This window comes from Nonomuraea sp. NPDC051191 (assembly GCF_044455665.1).
Taxonomy (GTDB): Bacteria; Actinomycetota; Actinomycetes; order Streptosporangiales; family Streptosporangiaceae; genus Nonomuraea.
In genome coordinates, this window is the sequence record NZ_JBITEZ010000002.1 from 624,793 (window position 1) to 640,788 (window position 15,996).

23 protein-coding genes are annotated in these 15,996 nt (G+C 73.0%); 7 read left to right on the top strand and 16 right to left on the bottom strand.

Going from position 1 to position 15,996, the window contains the following annotated elements; translation table 11 throughout:
- Positions 1-26 precede the first annotated feature (26 nt).
- Positions 27-287: a hypothetical protein gene (locus ACIA8R_RS07490; RefSeq protein WP_364096432.1), complete on the top strand. Its 261-nt coding sequence runs from the start codon at positions 27-29 to the stop codon at positions 285-287.
- Positions 288-362: 75 nt separating this feature from the next.
- On the opposite strand, the gene ACIA8R_RS07495 is transcribed toward ACIA8R_RS07490, so the two are convergent.
- Positions 363-1,064 carry an FCD domain-containing protein gene (locus ACIA8R_RS07495; protein WP_357706624.1) on the bottom strand — a complete coding sequence of 234 codons (702 nt, stop codon included), beginning with the start codon at positions 1,062-1,064 and terminating at the stop codon, positions 363-365.
- A 201-nt stretch (positions 1,065-1,265) separates the two neighbouring features.
- On the opposite strand from ACIA8R_RS07495, the gene ACIA8R_RS07500 reads away from it, so the two are divergent.
- Positions 1,266-2,942, top strand: coding sequence for a 2-isopropylmalate synthase (locus ACIA8R_RS07500; RefSeq protein WP_397037343.1), 1,677 nt, complete (start codon positions 1,266-1,268; stop codon positions 2,940-2,942).
- Here the strand turns inward: ACIA8R_RS07500 and pyrF are convergent.
- The gene (gene pyrF, locus ACIA8R_RS07505; protein ID WP_364096436.1) at positions 2,923-3,729 is read right to left on the bottom strand and encodes an orotidine-5'-phosphate decarboxylase; all 807 of its coding nucleotides are present in this window, start codon (positions 3,727-3,729) and stop codon (positions 2,923-2,925) included. The genes ACIA8R_RS07500 and pyrF overlap by 20 nt on opposite strands.
- A 127-nt stretch (positions 3,730-3,856) precedes the next feature.
- Between pyrF and ACIA8R_RS07510 the strand changes: the two genes are divergently transcribed.
- Positions 3,857-4,333, top strand: coding sequence for a DUF6968 family protein (locus ACIA8R_RS07510; RefSeq protein ID WP_364096439.1), 477 nt, complete (start codon positions 3,857-3,859; stop codon positions 4,331-4,333).
- A 65-nt stretch (positions 4,334-4,398) separates the two neighbouring features.
- On the opposite strand, the gene ACIA8R_RS07515 is transcribed toward ACIA8R_RS07510, so the two are convergent.
- Complete coding sequence (locus tag ACIA8R_RS07515; protein WP_397037140.1) at positions 4,399-4,782, bottom strand: hypothetical protein; 384 nt, start codon at positions 4,780-4,782, stop codon at positions 4,399-4,401.
- 52 nt (positions 4,783-4,834) lie between these two features.
- Here ACIA8R_RS07515 and ACIA8R_RS07520 point away from each other — a divergent pair, with 52 nt between their 5' ends.
- The gene (locus ACIA8R_RS07520; protein ID WP_364096445.1) at positions 4,835-5,638 is read left to right on the top strand and encodes a Cof-type HAD-IIB family hydrolase; all 804 of its coding nucleotides are present in this window, start codon (positions 4,835-4,837) and stop codon (positions 5,636-5,638) included.
- A 50-nt stretch (positions 5,639-5,688) separates the two neighbouring features.
- On the opposite strand, the gene ACIA8R_RS07525 is transcribed toward ACIA8R_RS07520, so the two are convergent.
- The 4 genes from ACIA8R_RS07525 to ACIA8R_RS07540 all read right to left on the bottom strand — a co-directional run bounded on the left by ACIA8R_RS07525 (position 5,689) and on the right by ACIA8R_RS07540 (position 7,504).
- Positions 5,689-5,895: a hypothetical protein gene (locus ACIA8R_RS07525; RefSeq protein WP_357703072.1), complete on the bottom strand. Its 207-nt coding sequence runs from the start codon at positions 5,893-5,895 to the stop codon at positions 5,689-5,691.
- 38 nt (positions 5,896-5,933) lie between these two features.
- Entirely contained in the window at positions 5,934-6,494 is a 561-nt protein-coding gene (locus ACIA8R_RS07530) for a TIGR00645 family protein (protein WP_397037143.1), read from the bottom strand.
- A 344-nt stretch (positions 6,495-6,838) separates the two neighbouring features.
- Positions 6,839-7,066: a hypothetical protein gene (locus tag ACIA8R_RS07535; protein ID WP_397037145.1), complete on the bottom strand. Its 228-nt coding sequence runs from the start codon at positions 7,064-7,066 to the stop codon at positions 6,839-6,841.
- Positions 7,067-7,147: 81 nt separating this feature from the next.
- A complete protein-coding gene (locus ACIA8R_RS07540) occupies positions 7,148-7,504 on the bottom strand; it encodes a winged helix-turn-helix transcriptional regulator (protein ID WP_397037147.1) in 357 nt (118 codons plus the stop codon).
- A 90-nt stretch (positions 7,505-7,594) separates the two neighbouring features.
- Between ACIA8R_RS07540 and ACIA8R_RS07545 the strand changes: the two genes are divergently transcribed.
- Both ACIA8R_RS07545 and ACIA8R_RS07550 read left to right on the top strand, forming a co-directional pair.
- Entirely contained in the window at positions 7,595-8,248 is a 654-nt protein-coding gene (locus ACIA8R_RS07545; RefSeq protein ID WP_357703082.1) for an NAD(P)-binding domain-containing protein, read from the top strand.
- 104 nt (positions 8,249-8,352) lie between these two features.
- A complete protein-coding gene (locus ACIA8R_RS07550; protein WP_364096461.1) occupies positions 8,353-8,724 on the top strand; it encodes a hypothetical protein in 372 nt (123 codons plus the stop codon).
- A gap of 30 nt (positions 8,725-8,754) precedes the next feature.
- On the opposite strand, the gene ACIA8R_RS07555 is transcribed toward ACIA8R_RS07550, so the two are convergent.
- Together ACIA8R_RS07555 and ACIA8R_RS07560 are read right to left on the bottom strand one after the other, a co-directional pair.
- Complete coding sequence (locus tag ACIA8R_RS07555; RefSeq protein ID WP_364096464.1) at positions 8,755-9,420, bottom strand: endonuclease V; 666 nt, start codon at positions 9,418-9,420, stop codon at positions 8,755-8,757.
- Between the two features lie 134 nt (positions 9,421-9,554).
- Entirely contained in the window at positions 9,555-9,860 is a 306-nt protein-coding gene (locus ACIA8R_RS07560; RefSeq protein ID WP_357703088.1) for a hypothetical protein, read from the bottom strand.
- Between the two features lie 190 nt (positions 9,861-10,050).
- On the opposite strand from ACIA8R_RS07560, the gene ACIA8R_RS07565 reads away from it, so the two are divergent.
- On the top strand, positions 10,051-10,647 hold the full coding sequence (locus ACIA8R_RS07565; RefSeq protein WP_397037150.1) for a hypothetical protein: 597 nt from the start codon (positions 10,051-10,053) through the stop codon (positions 10,645-10,647).
- A 45-nt stretch (positions 10,648-10,692) separates the two neighbouring features.
- Here the strand turns inward: ACIA8R_RS07565 and ACIA8R_RS07570 are convergent, their stop codons facing one another.
- Genes ACIA8R_RS07570 through ACIA8R_RS07600 form a run of 7 tightly spaced genes read right to left on the bottom strand, consistent with a single transcriptional unit; the run spans position 10,693 to position 15,980 of the window.
- A complete protein-coding gene (locus ACIA8R_RS07570) occupies positions 10,693-11,400 on the bottom strand; it encodes a type 1 glutamine amidotransferase (RefSeq protein ID WP_357703092.1) in 708 nt (235 codons plus the stop codon).
- A gap of 30 nt (positions 11,401-11,430) precedes the next feature.
- Entirely contained in the window at positions 11,431-12,258 is an 828-nt protein-coding gene (locus tag ACIA8R_RS07575) for a bifunctional 5,10-methylenetetrahydrofolate dehydrogenase/5,10-methenyltetrahydrofolate cyclohydrolase (protein ID WP_397037152.1), read from the bottom strand.
- Positions 12,255-12,860 (bottom strand): cyclodeaminase/cyclohydrolase family protein, encoded by a 606-nt coding sequence (locus tag ACIA8R_RS07580; protein WP_357703096.1) that lies wholly within the window; start codon positions 12,858-12,860, stop codon positions 12,255-12,257. Before ACIA8R_RS07580 ends, ACIA8R_RS07575 begins: the two co-directional genes overlap by 4 nt.
- A gap of 29 nt (positions 12,861-12,889) precedes the next feature.
- A complete protein-coding gene (locus ACIA8R_RS07585) occupies positions 12,890-13,429 on the bottom strand; it encodes a hypothetical protein (RefSeq protein WP_357703098.1) in 540 nt (179 codons plus the stop codon).
- A 50-nt stretch (positions 13,430-13,479) separates the two neighbouring features.
- Positions 13,480-14,244 carry a chitosanase gene (locus tag ACIA8R_RS07590; RefSeq protein ID WP_364096477.1) on the bottom strand — a complete coding sequence of 255 codons (765 nt, stop codon included), beginning with the start codon at positions 14,242-14,244 and terminating at the stop codon, positions 13,480-13,482.
- Between the two features lie 9 nt (positions 14,245-14,253).
- Positions 14,254-14,865 carry an FMN reductase gene (locus ACIA8R_RS07595; protein ID WP_397037155.1) on the bottom strand — a complete coding sequence of 204 codons (612 nt, stop codon included), beginning with the start codon at positions 14,863-14,865 and terminating at the stop codon, positions 14,254-14,256.
- A gap of 23 nt (positions 14,866-14,888) precedes the next feature.
- Positions 14,889-15,980: an LLM class flavin-dependent oxidoreductase gene (locus ACIA8R_RS07600; RefSeq protein ID WP_364096483.1), complete on the bottom strand. Its 1,092-nt coding sequence runs from the start codon at positions 15,978-15,980 to the stop codon at positions 14,889-14,891.
- Positions 15,981-15,996: the final 16 nt, after the last annotated feature.

Consider the following 15,996-nt stretch of genomic DNA (forward strand, 5'->3'; position numbering starts at 1 on the left):
GACGCCGTCACGGGCAGGTGGGGGCCATGAGCGAGCAGCCCGACGACCTGCCCGAGGCGGTGGGCCACGCGAGGCGGAAGCCCGACGACCTGCCCGAGGCGGTGGGAGGCGTGGAAGGGGAGACCGACGTGGTCGCCGAACGATCCTTCTCGGGGTCGCCCAGGACCCGCCGCCCCGTGTCCGCCGACCCGCCGGACGAGCAGGAGGAGCCCACCCCGGAAGAGCCGCCCGAGGAGGACGACGAAGGCGAGGACGTCATCCGCACCGACGCCGGCCCCACCTCCTGACCGCACCCGCCGCACCCGCCGCACGGTCTGCCCCCCGGTCCGTCGCCGCGACGGGCCCGGCCCGCCGGTCGGCGGTCACCGGCCGCCCGGGGTCGTGTGCAGGCGGGCGAGGGTCTGTTCCAGCTCGGCCGCCAGCAGGTCGCTCGCCGCCGTCGCGTCCCCGTCGCGGACCGCCGCCACGAGCGCGGCGTGCGTGCCGTGCCCCGGGTTGCGGTCGTGCTCGCGCAGCCCCAGCAGCTCCACCATGTCGATCAGGCCCTCCCGCAACGCCGGGGCGAACTCGGCGAACAGGTCCGTGAGCACCGGGTTGCCCGCCGCCGCCACGACCGCCGCGTGCAGCGCGATGTCGGCGTCCACGAAGGCCGCGTCGTCCCCGCCGGCCGCCTGCTCGCGGGCCTGGAGCGCCGCCTCCATCGCCGCCACGTCCTCGTCGGTACGCCGCGCCGCCGCCAGCCTGGCCGCCTGCGTCTCGACCATCATGCGGACCTCGTACACGTCGGTGATCGCGGCCCGCCGCAGCCGGGCGGGCCAGTCCTGGACCGGCTCCGAGGCGATGACGAACACGCCCGAGCCCTGACGCGCCCGCACCAGCCCGGCGCCGGCCAGCGCCCGCAGCGCCTCGCGGACCGTGGACCGGCCCACCCCGAGCGTCTGGGCCAGCGCGTTCTCGCCGGGCAGGCGGGTGCCGACCGGCCAGTGGCCTCCGGTGATCTGCTCGCGCAGATGCTCGACGGCCTGGTCGACCAAGGGGCTGCGGCGGAGGGCGCCGAGCGGCATGTGTACCTCTCAGGTTGTCTGAGGACCTGTGTTGTGGTTAGTGTAGCCGCCATGTCGTCGTACGGTCTCCTTCTTCTCGGCCGCCGCGGCGGGGCCTGACCGGACCGGCACCCCGCCGCGGCGTGCGAGGTGCTGCCGGTCGTCCGATCGCCGAGAAGGAACGAAGACGTGTACGAATGGAACCGGCAGCGCCCCAGCGCGATGCCCTCCCACCGCTACCGGCCCGCCCACGAGCGGGTCGAGGTGCCCGTGGCCGGCGAGCGCGCCTGGCCCTCGCGCCGCATCACCAGCGCCCCCCTCTGGGTCCCCGTCGACCTGCGTGACGGCAACCAGGCGCTGGCCGAGCCGATGGACCCGGCACGCAAGCGCCGCCTGTTCGACCTCCAGGCGCGGATGGGCTTCAAGGAGATCGAGGTCGGCTACCCGTCGGCCAGCAGGCTCGACTTCGACTTCCTCAGGGAACTGGCCGAGCCCGGCGCGGTGCCCGAGGACGTGACCGTGGTGGCCTTCACCGCCGCCCGTCAGGACCTGATCGAGCGCACCTTCGAGTCGATCCGCGGCCTGCCCGACGTGGTCGTGCACCTCTACACCGCGACGGCGCCCGTCTGGCGGGACGTGGTGCTCGGCCGCGACGGGGACGACCTGCGCAAGCTCGTCCTGGACGCGGCGGAGCAGGTCGCCCGCCTGGCCGAGGGGCTGCCGGTGCGCTTCGAGTTCTCGCCCGAGGTGTTCAACCTCACCGAGCCCGACTTCGTGCTGGAGGTCTGCAACGACCTGACCGCCCTCTGGGACGCCTCCCCGGACCGCCCGGTGATCCACAACCTGCCCGCGACCGTCGAGATCTCCACCCCCAACGTGTACGCCGACCAGATCGAGTACATGCACCGCCACCTCGACCGCCGCGACTCGGTGATCCTGTCGGTGCACCCGCACAACGACCGCGGCACCGGCGTGGCCTGCGCCGAGCTGGCCGTGCTCGCCGGGGCGCAGCGGGTGGAGGGCTGCCTGTTCGGCAACGGGGAGCGCACCGGCAACGTCGACCTGGTGACCCTCGCGCTCAACCTGCACTCCCAGGGCGTCGACCCGATGATCGACTTCTCGGCCGTCGACGAGGTCCGGCGCGTCGTCGAGCACTGCAACCGCCTGCCCGTCCACGACCGCCACCCCTACGCCGGCGACCTGGTCTACACCGCCTTCTCCGGCACCCACCAGGACGCCATCGGCAAGGGCCTGGCCCACCACGCCGCGCGGGCCGCCGAGCTGGGCGTGCCGCCGGAGCTGGCGCCGTGGGAGGTGCCGTACCTGCCCATCGACCCGGCCGACGTGGGGCGCGACTACCAGGCCGTCATCCGGGTCAACAGCCAGTCGGGCAAAGGCGGCATCGCGTACCTGCTGGGCGCCCGCCACGGGCTCGACCTGCCGCGCCGTCTCCAGATCGACTTCTCGGCGGCGGTGCAGCGGGCCACGGACGACAGCGGCGAGGAGATCACCGCCGACGAGCTGTGGTCGCTCTTCCACGCCACCTACATCGCCCCCGGCGAGCGCGGCGGGTTCGCCTCCTGGCGCACGGCCGAGACCGCGCCGGGGACGCACGAGTTCGAGGGCGTGCTCGAATCCGGACGGGTGCTGCGCGGCACCGGCAACGGGCCGCTGTCCGCGCTGACCGCCGCGCTGGCCGGGGACGGCGTCGAGGTCGACGTCCTGCACTACGCCGAGCACGCCGTGGACCCGGGGACGGGCAGCAGCGCGGTCGCGTACGTGGAGGCCCGGGTCGGCGGCGTGATCGGCTGGGGCGCCGGTCAGGACACCTCGGTGCTCACCGCCTCGGTACGGGCGGTGCTGGCCGCCGTCGACCGGCTCAGTCCGTCAGGTATCTGACGCATTCGTCCCGGTAGTGCAGGGTCCTCGACCGTAGCCGCTTCGGGTCGGCCAGGACGGCCCTGGAGACCGACGGGACGACGGAGCCGCGTACCGGGGCGAACAGGCGGGCCACGTCGGCGGGGGAGGCGCCCTGCGCGCCGAGCCCCGGAGCCAGGATCGGCCCGTCGAGGCCGGCCAGGGAGTGGTCGAGCGCGGGCAGCGTGGCCCCCATCACCACTCCCACCGGCCCGAACGGCTCGTGGCCCGCGTTCGCGGCGGCGGCCCCGGCGATCACCAGGTCGGCCACCCGCTGCTGCAACCCGGCCGCCGCCGGGTTGGAGGTGCGGGCCAGCACGAAGACCCCGGCGTCGTTGGCCACCGCCGAGGTGATCGCCACCTCCAGCGAGCCGAACCCCAGGTAGGGGCTGAGCGTCACCGCGTCGGCGGCCAGCGGGCTGCCCCGGTCGAGGTAGGCCTCGGCGTAGGCGGCCATCGTGGTGTCGACGTCGCCGCGCTTGACGTCGAGCAGCACCAGCGTGCCGGCCTCGCGCAGGTCGGCGATGGTGCGTTCCAGGACGGCCACGCCGCGGCTGCCCCAGCGCTCGTAGAAGGCCGACTGCGGCTTGACCACGGCGGCCACGTCGCTGATCGTGTCGGCCACCGTGCGGCTGAAGCGCTCAAGGCCGCCCGGTGAGTCGTCGAGGCCCCAGGCGTCGAGCAACGCCGGGCTCGGATCGATGCCCACACAGAGCGGGCCGAATTTGTCCAGCCTGGCACGCAGGCGTGTGCCGAACGACTCGTTCATCTAGGCCCCCTTGCGACCCCAACGCACACTAACCCGCCGCGGCTCGAATCCGGTAAGCATCGGCCCCGGATGATATGGCTCGGGTCGCGGGTCTTCCGGAAGCGGGCGCCGGGGTAGATGATGCGACATGTACGAGATCGCCCAACGAGTACTGGTGCTGGAGACCGTGCCGCCGCGCGAGGTGGTCGTCACCGTCGGCGTGCCGTACGAGGAGGCGGGGGAGTGGTCGTGCCCGTACCGGATCGACGGGCTGGCCGGATGGGAGCACGAGCGAAGGGCGACCGGCCGCGACGCGCTGGAGGCGGTCGAGGTGGCGCTGGCCATGGTACGGGCGGCGCTGGCCGGCTCGCACGAGGCCAAGGAGGGCCTGCTGCGCCCGGACGACACCCCGCCGGACCGGCAACGCACCCAGACCGTGTACGTCAACTGGGACAAAGATCGAGACATCGCCTATATCGCGATGAAGCATGAAATAGTGCCAGGTGAGGCGGTACGACAGACCGTGTCGGAGGACGTCGTCCTCGACTACGGCGCCTCGGGCGAACTGCTCGGCCTGGAGCTCCTCAACGCCGCCACCCGCCTCCCCTCCGAGATGCGCCTCTGAAGGGCGTGCCTGCAACGCCTGAAGGGCCTTCGTTCCGGAAGGCCGCGACGCCGCTCCGAAGGGGCTCAGCCGGTCAGCAGCCAGCGCCAGCGGGGCAGTTCCAGCACCACGGTGACCACCGCCAGCACCGTGACCACCGCGGCCACCGCCGCGTGCCAGGCCACCCACGCCGCCGCCACCGCCGCCACGAGCTGGAGGGCCACCAGCGCCACCGTCACGAACCCCGGCACGGCGACCACCACGCCGCGCTTGTCGCCGGGCGTGGCGAACACCGTCGGCAGCCCGATCAGCACCACCACCGACAACACGGCCGCCCACACCGACCAGGAGGCCAGCGCCCACGGCGTCGCCACCCAGGCGACCAGCTCGGACGCGAACCGGAACACGGGCGCGAGCCCGTCGGCCGGCCGCGGCCCAGATCGGGCGAAACGCCCCGAAGGAGTAGACACGAGGGCACCCTACTCCGCGGGCCCCCGCACCCCAGGCCCTACCGTAGGTGACGTGACCCCCGCCACCCGGCCCCGCATCGTGGCCACCGACCTGGACGGCACCCTGCTGACCTCCGCCGGGATCATCTCCCCGCGCACCGAACAGGCCCTGGGCCTGGCCCGCGACGCCGGAGCGGAGATCGTCTTCGTCACCGCCCGGCCGCCGCGCTCCGTCCACGCCATCGCCGGGCAGGCGGGCCTGACCGGCCTGGCGATCTGCAGCAACGGCGCCCTCCTGTACGACCTGGCCACCGCCGAGATCGTCGCCAGCCGCACGATCGAGCCGCGGGCCGCCAGGAAGGTCGCCGACAGCCTGGCCGCGGCGCTGCCCGGGGCGGCCTTCGCGATCGAGACCGGCACGGGCGTGCTCACCGAGTCCGGCTACACCAGGCGGGTCGCGCACGACGTCGAGCACTACCGGGAGGTGGCCTCGGCGTGCGAGGCCGGCGAGCCGATCGTCAAGCTGCTGGTGCTCTCGCCCGCGCACACCGCCGACGAGATGTCCGCCGTCGCCGCGGCGGCGGTCGGGGAGCTGGCCGAGGTCACCCACTCCGGCGTGCCGGGCCTCCTGGAGGTCAGCGCCCTGGGCGTGACCAAGGCGGGCATGCTGGCGGAGCTGTGCGAGGAGCGCGGGGTCGAGCCCGCGCAGGTGGTGGCGTTCGGCGACATGCCCAACGACCTGGCCGTGCTGGCCTTCGCCGGGGCCGGTTACGCGATGGCCAACGCGCACCCGCTGGTGCTGGCCGCGGCCGGGCACCGTACGTCCTCCAACGACGAGGACGGCGTGGCCGAGGTCCTCGAACGCCTCTTCGGCTGACCCGGCCGGGCTCGGCGCCCGCCCGCCCCCGCGGGCGGGCGCCGGAGGTCTCAGGCGTCGTCGTCCGACACCCGGGACGTGTCCTTGCACCCGGTGGGCGCGCCGCTCAGCACCGGCAGCAGCCCGCCGCAGGTGCTCACCGGAAGCGACACCGGCTCGACGATCTCGTCGTTGAAGACGATCACGTCGCCGATGAGCGGCCGCGGCCCCTGGGCGGGCGCCGCGCCCGGCGAGGCCGAGGCGTACGCGGGCGCCACGGACGCCAGCAGCCCCGCGCCGGTCAGCAGCGCGACCGCTAGGCTGCGGCGACCCGCTCCTGCGCGACACCGCCGGGCTGCTGTTCCCGGTGCGCCTGCTGGACGTGCCGCCCGCCTGCCATGATTCGATCCATCACGGCCAGTGCGAGCGCCGAGACCACGAAGGTGAGATGGATCAGTGTTTTCCATACGAGTTCCCTGTCGGTGATGGCCGGCCGGGCGGCGTTGATGAAGATCTGCAGGAGGTGCACCCCCGAGATCCCGATGATCGCCATGGCCAGCTTGACTTTGAGGACGTTTGCGTTGACGTGGGACAACCACTCGGGCTGATCGGGGTGTCCGTCGATGCGCAGCCGCGAGACGAAGGTCTCGTAGCCGCCGATGATGACCATGATCAGCAGGTTCGAGACCATCACGACGTCGACGAGCCCGAGAACGATCAGCATGATCGTGGTCTCCGGAGGATTGCCGCCGAAGCCGAGTTCGACCAGGTGGGCGAGTTCGACCATGAACCGCCACACGTACACGACCTGGGCGACGATCAGCCCGAGGTAGAGCGGCGCCTGTATCCACCGGCTGAGGAACATGACGTAGCCCACGTGGTGCAGCATGCTCCGCGGCCGGGGAGCGGACTCGGACTCGGCCACGGTCAACTGTGGCGGCCTCACTACGACGTGAAGATGTTGACCCGGTCGACGATGGCCTGGACATTGATGTTCCCCGGTTCGTTTCGGCCCCCTGACCCGAGGACGATTGGGGGAACGGCGGCCGCCGCCGCCAGAGCGAGGACCGCTGCGCTGGTCAGGATTCGGAACTTCAATGGGGACTCCTCGACTGCTGCTGGTCGGGCACGGGGATGGCGCTGTCGGACGGGGGAAGGGCCGGGATCGGCGGTGCGGCATGGCGCGCCGCACCGCCTTGCGCGGTGGCCCGTGATGGCCGGTCAGGGATGCAGGCAGCCCGCCGCGGGGATCTCCGTCGGGGCCTGGGGGGCCATCGGGTCCACCAGCGTGGTCAGGCCGGTGGCGGACTCGGCGGCGCAGGTCACCGCGTGGGCGGGGTCGACGACGGCGTGAGCGGGCGCCACGGACAGACCGGCGGACAGACCGGCGGACAGACCGGCGGTCAGGACGGCCGCGGCAAGGGCGGCGCGGCGTGGGACGACAGGCATGAGTACCTCCTGGGGACGGTGGAATCAACCACCGACTTGCTACCCAGAGTAATCATCCAGTAACGCTGAGTTAAAGATTCCTCATGAAGCGGGGGATTGGCAGCCCGTCGACCGGTCCTGGGCGTCCATGACCTCGTCGGCGTGGTCGTGCGCCCAGACGCCGAACGCCTCGATCGGGCCCAGCAGGGTGCGGCCCAGGTCGGTCAGCGCGTACTCGACGCGGGGCGGGGCCTCGGCGTAGGACCGCCGGTCGACCAGGCCGTTGAACTCCAGGCGGCGCAACGTCTCGGTGAGCACCTTGGGGCTGATCCCGCCGATCTCCGCGCGCAGTTCCCCGGGGCGGCGCGGGCCGTGGCGCAGCGACCAGACGACGACCGCGTTCCAGGTGTTGGCGATCAGGTCGAAGGCCAGTCTGGCCTGGCAGTCGGCGAGGAACACGTGAGCCCTCCGATAGGCACCGATTGGTGTGTGACGACATTTCTACAGTCCTTGTCCTAGTAAAGCCCTTTCAGCTCACGGAGGACGACCATGAAGATCGGGATCTTGGGCGCCGGCGGCATGGCCGACGCGCTCGGCACGCAGTGGATCAGGGCCGGGCACGAGGTGACCGTCAGCGGACGCGACCCGGAACGGGCCCGCGCCCGCGCGGAGAGCATGAACGCCCAGGCCGGACGCCCGGCGGCACGGGCGGGGAGCTGGGCGGAGGCGGCCGCGTCCGGTGACGTGGTCATGGTGGGCGTCCGGGAGGCGGGGCTGGCCGACGTGCTGGCCGCCGCCGGCCCGGCCTTGCGCGGCAAGCCGCTCATCGACGTGACCAACGCCGCCGCCCCCGACAGGTACGACGCCACCCGTCCGCTCGCCCGCCGGATCGCCGATCTCACGGGCGGGCACGTGGTGAAGGCGTTCAACCTGTGCCACGTGGACGTGTGGCGGATGACACCGCCCGTGTTCGGCGGACGCCCGCTGGCGGTGCCCCTGTGCGGCGACGACCCCGGGGCGCTCGACCTGGTCCGGGGCCTGGTCCGCGACCTCGGCTGCACCCCGCTGGACGGCGGCGGCCTCGACCGGGCGGCGCAACTGGAGGCGACGGCCGCGTTCGTGATCGGGCTCTGGTTCGGCGGCGCGGACGCCCAGGCGATCCTGCCCCCGCTGGCCTCCTCGGGGGCGCACGACCCGTCGTGAGCGTACGCCGCAGGGCGTAGCCGGGATGACGACGGAGGGCGGATGCCCGGCGACGGCGGCGGCGCGATCCTGGGGGCGTCCACCCGAGGTCGAAGGAGAGTCCAGTGGTCACCCAGGTCGTCAAGGGGAGCGGGTACCTGACCGCGTTCAAGGCCCTCGCCACGCTCAGCATGCTGGCGGTGCTGCTGCAGGCCGTCACGGCGGGGCAGCTCATGAGCGGGGCCGGCACGGGCCTGCACGGGGCGGGGGCGGGCGCGGTCCACCTGCTCGGGCTGCTCCAGCTCGTCGCGGCCGTGCTGATGTGGCGGCCGGGGCGCGGCGCCGGGTGGCCCGCGCTGGTCAGCCTGGGGGTGCTGCTCCTCGGCTTCCTGCAGTCGATGCTCGGCGGGTCGGGGGCGGTGGCCGCGCACGTGCCGCTGGGCATGACGATCTTCGGGCTCAGCGTGTGGCTCGTCGTCTGGGCCTGGCGGCGGTGACCGTCCCGGCGGGACCGGCCGAGGGGGCGGTCAGGTCCCGCCGGGGTGGCGGGCCAGGTGGTCGGCCTGGCGCACGGGCTCGGGGAGGCGGTAGCGGGGGGTGAGCAGCAGGGTCTGGGACGTGGCGGTGTCCAGGCCGATGCGGTGTCCCTGGGAGACGTAGACCGGTTTCGTGTCCCGCCGCGTGCGCAGCGCCCGGCCCACCGTGACGCCCTCGTGGACGATCGGCGTCCAGTCGCCGCGCTCCCGGCCCGGAGGCTCGTGCTCGCCCACGAACGGCGTCTTGGCCACCCCGATCGCGGGCAGGCCGGTCAGCACGCCCAGGTGGCAGGCCAGGCCGAAGCCGCGCGGGTGCGCCAGGCCGTGGCCGTCGCAGACCAGCAGGTCGGGGGTGACGGCCAGGCGTTCGAGCGCCTCGACCAGGGTGGGCAGCTCGCGGAAGGCGAACAGGCCGGGCACGTACGGGAAGGCCGCCTTGCCGTGGGCCACCGCCCGCTCGACCGGTTCCAGGGTCGCCGCGTCCAGGACGACCGCCGCCGCCGTCACGTCGTCGTCGCCGTGGTAGTGCACGTCGAGGCCGGCCACCAGGGTGAACTCCGTGGGCCCGGAGAGCTCGACGCGTCCGCGCAGCCGGTCCTGGACGGCCTCGGCCTCGGCGACGTCGTCCGGCCAGGGATGAAGTCTGTTTACCCGCACCCCGCCCAAGTTAGGGCCTTTCGCGCCCGGCCTCGACCGCAAGGCGCCGGACCGGGCCGTCCCCGTGCCGGGACCGCCGAGCCGCCACCGCCCGGCCCGGGCCGCCGTGGCAGGGGCCGGGCGGTGGCGGTGGGTCAGTAGGCCTTGATGTCGTAGGAAGCCGCCACGGCCGTGGCATACCCCCAGGCGCAGTGCGCTTCCGACTGCGTGCCGACCCACTGCCACGAGCCGTAGGACTTGACGGTGTAGGAACCGTTGGAGCAGGTCGCGATGGCCCGCACGTAACCCGCACCGCCGGTGCAGTTCGCCCAGGAGTAGGCGGCGTTGTAACCGATCCCGGCGCGGCAGTTGGACGGGAGGGGCTCGGCACTGGCGGCGGAGGGGGTGAGCGAGACGGCGGCGGCCGCGGCGACCAGGGCGGCGGCAAACTTGATCTTCATGGCCAGACGCTAACTCACGGCAGCGGCCTTGACGCCTCTCTGGACCAGGGATGATCGTCCGGATCTCGTCATATGATCAGCGGCCGGGCTCCGTAGGCGCCCGCGTCGCCGGCGGCCCATGAGAGCGGGCGCAGCGGGGAACTCCTTCGGGGGACTCCCCGTTCGCACGGTGAGGAGAAGGAGGCGCGCCATGAACGAGGAGGCACGAACAGGGCGCTCTCCTGGCCCGTGGAAGGCTGTCGTCACCGGCTTGGGGCTGGTCCTGGCGACGATAAGCGCAGCGGTGGGCATTCTGTCCTTTCTGGGCGACGAGGCGGAGCGGGCGGAGGCCCGGCGGGACCGAGCCAGGACGTCGCCGGCGGTTCAGCATCCAGAGCCTGCCCCGACCGTCAGCCCCGCGTCCGGCCCCGCGTCGCAGGCGCCCACCCCGGCACCGACGCCGCCCGTCCACGAGACCCTGCCGCGCTCCTTCCTCGGCGTGTGGTCGGGGACCCTCACCCAAGGCGGCAGCTCGTACGAAGTGCGGCTTCGACTGCGGAACGGAGAGGCGGGCGAGCCGGTGGGAACCGTCGCGTACGAGCCCTTGCACTGCGCCGGCGAGCTCACACTCCGGACCGCCTCTCCCGAAGGCCTGGAACTGGCCGAGACGCTCACCAGCGGCACAGGGTGCACGCCGGAAGGCAACATCGCCCTCGAACGCCACGCGAACGGCACCCTGACCTACAACTACTTCCACACACGAGGCGCGGTCACCACCACGGGGACGTTGAAGAAGACGGGAAACTGACCCCCGCCAGGCCGGCGCCACCGGCCCGCAGTCCTGCCGTGGCGCTCAGGCCCGGTCGGCGGGCGTCCGGCCGCTGACGATCTTGGCGAAGCGCAGCGCCACCTCGCGCCAGACCGGCGTGGAGACCGGCTCGTCGGCCACCGCCCCGGCGTAGACCTCCGCGGGGTCGAAGCCGTCGGGCGTCCACTCGCGTACCCGCGCGGGCAGCACCTCGGGATGGAACTGCACCCCCCACGCCCGCTCGCCGACCCGGAACGCCTGGTACGGGCAGGCACGCGTCTCCGCCAGCCACACCGCCCCGGCGGGCAGCCGGGTGACGGCGTCCTTGTGGTGCTCGATCGCGGGCACCACCGGCGGCAGCCCCTGGAACAGCGGGTCGTCGGCCGCCTCGGGCCGGAGCGTGACCGGCAGGCTGCCGTTCTCCGGCGCGCCGGTGTCGCCGGTCACCTCGCCGCCGGCCACCTCGGCGAGCATCTGGCCGCCCAGGCAGATGCCGAACAGTGGCACGCCCTCCTCCAGCGCCTGGCCCACCAGCCGGCGGGCGCCGGCCAGCCACGGGGCCCGGTCGTCCTCGGAGGGCAGGTAGCCGCCGCCGAGCATGATCATGGCGTCGTGCCGGTCCAGCCGGTCGGGCAGCGGCGCGCCCTCGTGCGCGAGCACCACGTCGAGCCGCAGCCCGGCCTCCTCCAGCCAGCCGCCGAGCCGGCTCGGACCGCCGCTCCTGCTGTTCTGCACGATCAGGACGTCACCCATCGCGGGTCTCCACTCTCCGATGTCCGGGGTTCAGGGCAGGTTCGCCGCACGGGCGGTGTGCCGTAGCAGCAACGCGGTGGTCACCGGGCCGACGCCGCCGGGCACCGGGGTCAGCGCGCCCGCCACCTCCGAGACCGCCGCGAAGTCGACGTCGCCGGTGAGCCCGCCGTCGTCGGTGGGGTTGGTGCCCACGTCGATCACCACCGCGCCCGGCGCGACGTGCGCGGCGCCGATGAGCCCGGCGCGGCCGACGGCGGCCACGAGCACCTCGGCCCCGGCGGTGACCGAGGCCAGGTCACGGGTGCGCGAATGGCAGACGGTGACCGTGGCGTGCCGGTCGAGCAGCAGGTGGGCCAGCGGCTTGCCGACCACCGTCGAGCGACCGACGACCACCGCCCGCCGCCCTTCGAGCGGCACCTCGTAGTGGTCGAGCAGGGCCATGACGGCCGCCGCGGTGGCGGGCGGGAACGCGGGCAGCCCGGCGGCCAGGCGGCCGAGCGAGAGCGGGTTCGCGCCGTCGACGTCCTTGCGCGGGTCGATGGCGGCGGCCAGCGCCTGCGCCGAGGCCCCTGCGGGCAGCGGCGTCTGGAGCATGACCCCGTGGACGGCGCCGTCGGCGCTGAGCCCGGCCAGCGTCTCGTGAATCCTGTCGGGGTCCGCGTCGGCGCCGAGGTCGACGATGTCGCAGGCGACGCCGACGCCCGCGGCCGCCTTGGCGATCGAGCGCACGTACCACAGGCTGGCCTCGTCGGCCGTGGCGACCACGACGGCCAGCCTGGGCTGCGGTCCGGCGGACGCCTCGGCCTGCGTCTGGGCCTTGATCGCGGTGGCCAGGTCGCGGCCGGTCAGCGTCCTCATCGGGTGATCTCCTCGCGTACCTCGGCGGTGATCCGGTCGGCCCCGGCGACGGCCGCCTCGACCCCCGCCAGGCGGGCGGTCAGCTCCTCGCGGACCGGCTCGTCCTTGATGCCGCGCAGGTTGACCTCGACGTTGATCCGGGCGGTGGTGAGCGCGGCGCGGGCGGCGTCGGCGGCTGCGGCGACGTCGGTGACGACGTTGCGGTTGCCGATCGGCAGCAGCAGCTCGCAGAGCTCGACCAGCCGCGTGGCGGTCTCCACCACCCGGGCTGGGGGCTCGGCCGCGCCGGCCAGGGCGCGGGCGATGGAGACGCTGCGCTCCTCGCCCTTGGGCAGCCGGTAGGCGTCGGAGACCATGGTGAAGGCGGCCGCGTCCTCCTCGGCCAGCCGCAGTGCCCCGGCCCGCAGGGCGTCGGTCTCGCCGATCACCGCGGCGACGGTCTCGGCGTGCTCGGCGTACCGCTCGCCGGTGGTGTAGCGGGCCACCATGCCGAGCAGCGCGGCGGACTGCGCCGCGTGCAACGCGGCGGTGGCCCCGCCGCCGGGGGCGGGCACCTTGTCGGCCAGCTCGGCCAGGAAGTCGACGATCTTCGAGTCGCGCATGGCCGCATTCTGCCAGGCCCGGTACGCCGCTACTCGCGGTGCATCGGCCTGGTGACGTCATGGGCCGCGGTGCCCGGCGGCAGGTACGGCGACCCGGCCGCCCCGTAACCGGAGCCGTAGTCGGAGCCGTAGTCGGAGGTGTGGACCGACGGCCGCCCCAGGGACCGCCACCGCGACGGGAACAGCGACACGACCAGCAGGGCCACGCCGAGGAACAGCATGACCCCGGTGTACAGGGCGGTCTGCATGCCCGCCGCCAGCGTCCCGGTGACCAGCCCGTCGGGGATCACCCGGACGCCGGCGCTCAGCTCCACCGCGGGCACCAGGCCGAGTGCGGTGAGGGCGAGGCCGCCGAGGAGCGAGGCGATGGGCGACAGGCGCGAGCCGGCCAGGAACGCCAGACCGGCCCCGGCCGCCGCGACCACGCCGAGCCCCAGCCACGAGATGGTGTACCTGGTGGCCATGGTGAGGCCGATCTCGCCGATGCCGTACATGAGGCAGGCGGCGATCAGTGGAGGAAGGAGCAGCCCCGCGACCACTCCCAGACCATGACGGGCACCGTTGGACATGATTAACCCCGTTTGTTCGGCTGGCTCACCAACCTACCGTGATCGCCCGATCAGCGCTTGATGGTGTACTTGTCCCCGTACACCTTCCAGGTCAGCGGCGGCCTCAGGTCGAGGTTGCCCTTCCTGAGGAAGACGCGCTGCATGGTGTCGACCCGGGTGGTGTCGTCGTGGGCGTCCTCGGCCTTCATCGCCGCCTTCCTGGCGTCGAGGAACGCGTTCAGGTAGGCGACCTCGTCGCCGCCGCGGGCGGGGGAGACGGCCTTGGCCAGCGCGGCCTTCCTGATGCCGCCGAAGCTCAGCTTGTCGGAGCCGGGGCCGTGCATGACCATGGCGTCGTAGTAGGCGAACTGGCCCAGCGCCCGCAGGCCGTCCTTCTTGGCCCGGCGGACGGCCGGGTCGAAGTAGACCCGGTCGCGCTCGTGGTTCTGGGCCCGCCGGAAGGCGGGGTCGGCGGCGGCCTTCTTCCAGTCCCTGACGAACGGCTTCCCGAGGCCCTTGTGGGAGTCGGTGCCGTTGACCTTGCGCAGCGCCGGCAGGTATTTGGCCAGCACGTTCCCGGGCCTGCGCCGGGTGTAGAGCTCGACCAGCTTCAGCATGTCGCCGGTGCCGGAGCAGAAGCCGATGATGCCCGCGGTGTAGCCCCGTTCGTCCTTGATGTCCTCGATGTAGCCGTACTGGGCCTTCCAGTCCAGCGAGGAGTTCTCCGCACTGGACACCAGCCGCATGGCGATGTCCTTCTTGTGCGGATCGTTAAGGTCTGGGGTAGACGCGCCGGTCAGGACGAGGGACAGCGAGAGGAACGTAGCGGTCAGCACCGCTGCAAACTAGCGCAGCGGGCGCAAAGCCGCGAGCTGCTCCGCAAACGGGACGACCTCCCCATCGGTGCTCGACTTCCGCGGAGCCCGGCCCGTCAGCAGGCCGGCCAGCTCCCCGGCGGCCCGGTCGATGCGCTCGCCGAGCCCGTCGGTGAAGGCGTCACCGCCGCCGCCCCAGTCCTCCGAGGCGGCGTAGACGGCGGTCGGCACGACGATGGCCCGCAGGTACGCGAACAGCGGGCGCAGCGCGTGCTCCAGCACCAGCGAGTGGCGCGGCGTGCCGCCCGTGGCCGCGACCAGCACGGGCGTGCCCGTCAGGGCCGTGTTGTCGATCACGTCGAAGAACGACTTGAACAGGCCGCTGTAGGAGCCGCTGAACGTCGGCGTGACCGCGATGAGCCCGTCGGCCTCCGTCACGGCCTCGATCACCTCGCGCAGCCGGGCGCCGGGGAAGCCGGTCACCAGGTTGTTGGCGATGTCCACGGCCAGGTCGCGCAGCTCGACCACGCGCACCTCGGCCGCGCCGGCCAGCCGCCGCCGGGTGGCCTCGGCCAGGCGGTCGGCGAGCAGGCGGGTGGAGGACGGCTGGGTCAGACCGGCCGTGACGACGACGAGCTTCATGGGGGGATCTCCCTTTCTGGAGGTCAGACCTCGACGGCCTGGGACGTACGGGCCTGGAGCAGCGAGCCGTGCGTCGGCGCGTCCGGGACGCCGGCCGGGCGGTCCTTGGCCAGCTCCTTGCGCAGCACCGGCACGACCTCCTCGCCCAGGAGGTCGAGCTGCTCCAGCACGGTCTTCAGCGGCAGGCCGGCGTGGTCCATGAGGAACAGCTGGCGCTGGTAGTCGCCGAAGAACTCGCGGAACTCCAGCGTCCGGTCGATGACCTGCTGCGGGCTGCCCACGGTGAGCGGGGTCTCGGCGGTGAACTCCTCCAGCGACGGCCCGTGGCCGTACACGGGGGCGTTGTCGAAGTACGGGCGGAACTCGCGGACGGCGTCCTGGGAGTTCTTGCGCATGAACACCTGGCCGCCCAGACCGACGATCGCCTGCTCGGGCGTGCCGTGCCCGTAGTGGGCGTACCGCTGGCGGTAGAGGTTGATCAGGCGGATGAAGTGCTCCTTGGGCCAGAAGATGTTGTTGGCGAAGAAGCCGTCACCGTAGTACGCGGCCTGCTCGGCGATCTCCGGGCTGCGGATCGAGCCGTGCCACACGAACGGCGGCACCCCGTCGAGCGGGCGCGGCGTGCTGGTGAACCCCTGCAGCGGCGTGCGGAAGCGGCCCTCCCAGTCCACGACGTCCTCGCGCCACAGCTGGTGCAGCAGCGCGTAGTTCTCGACGGCCAGCGGGATGCCCTGGCGGATGTCCTGCCCGAACCACGGGTAGACCGGCCCGGTGTTGCCGCGGCCCAGCATGACGTCCACCCGGCCGTCGGCCAGGTGCTGGAGCATGGCGAAGTCCTCGGCGATCTTGACCGGGTCGTTGGTGGTGATCAACGTCGTGGCGGTGGACAGGATCAGCCGCTCGGTCCTGGCCGCGATGTAGCCGAGCATGGTGGTCGGCGAGGACGGCACGAACGGCGGGTTGTGGTGCTCGCCGGTCGCGAACACGTCGAGGCCCACCTCCTCGGCCTTGAGCGCGATCGCCACCATCGCCTTGATCCGCTCGTGCTCGGTCGGGGTCCTGCCGGTGGTGGGGTCCATGGTCACGTCGCCCACACTGAAGATTCCGAACTGCACTTTAGTCACCATCCAT

Excerpts from the sequence above, each read along its gene's own strand:
- ACIA8R_RS07560 (WP_357703088.1), bottom strand. The coding sequence starts at position 9,860 with ATGAAGATCAAGTTTGCCGCCGCCCTGGTCGCCGCGGCCGCCGCCGTC.
- ACIA8R_RS07500 (WP_397037343.1), top strand. The coding sequence starts at position 1,266 with ATGCCCTCCCACCGCTACCGGCCCGCCCACGAGCGGGTCGAGGTGCCC.
- ACIA8R_RS07545 (WP_357703082.1), top strand. The coding sequence starts at position 7,595 with ATGAAGATCGGGATCTTGGGCGCCGGCGGCATGGCCGACGCGCTCGGC.
- ACIA8R_RS07535 (WP_397037145.1), bottom strand. The coding sequence starts at position 7,066 with ATGCCTGTCGTCCCACGCCGCGCCGCCCTTGCCGCGGCCGTCCTGACC.
- ACIA8R_RS07570 (WP_357703092.1), bottom strand. The coding sequence starts at position 11,400 with ATGGGTGACGTCCTGATCGTGCAGAACAGCAGGAGCGGCGGTCCGAGC.
- ACIA8R_RS07565 (WP_397037150.1), top strand. The coding sequence starts at position 10,051 with ATGAACGAGGAGGCACGAACAGGGCGCTCTCCTGGCCCGTGGAAGGCT.
- pyrF (WP_364096436.1), bottom strand. The coding sequence starts at position 3,729 with ATGAACGAGTCGTTCGGCACACGCCTGCGTGCCAGGCTGGACAAATTC.
- ACIA8R_RS07575 (WP_397037152.1), bottom strand. The coding sequence starts at position 12,258 with ATGAGGACGCTGACCGGCCGCGACCTGGCCACCGCGATCAAGGCCCAG.
- ACIA8R_RS07595 (WP_397037155.1), bottom strand. The coding sequence starts at position 14,865 with ATGAAGCTCGTCGTCGTCACGGCCGGTCTGACCCAGCCGTCCTCCACC.
- ACIA8R_RS07580 (WP_357703096.1), bottom strand. The coding sequence starts at position 12,860 with ATGCGCGACTCGAAGATCGTCGACTTCCTGGCCGAGCTGGCCGACAAG.
- ACIA8R_RS07585 (WP_357703098.1), bottom strand. The coding sequence starts at position 13,429 with ATGTCCAACGGTGCCCGTCATGGTCTGGGAGTGGTCGCGGGGCTGCTC.
- ACIA8R_RS07510 (WP_364096439.1), top strand. The coding sequence starts at position 3,857 with ATGTACGAGATCGCCCAACGAGTACTGGTGCTGGAGACCGTGCCGCCG.
- ACIA8R_RS07495 (WP_357706624.1), bottom strand. The coding sequence starts at position 1,064 with ATGCCGCTCGGCGCCCTCCGCCGCAGCCCCTTGGTCGACCAGGCCGTC.
- ACIA8R_RS07490 (WP_364096432.1), top strand. The coding sequence starts at position 27 with ATGAGCGAGCAGCCCGACGACCTGCCCGAGGCGGTGGGCCACGCGAGG.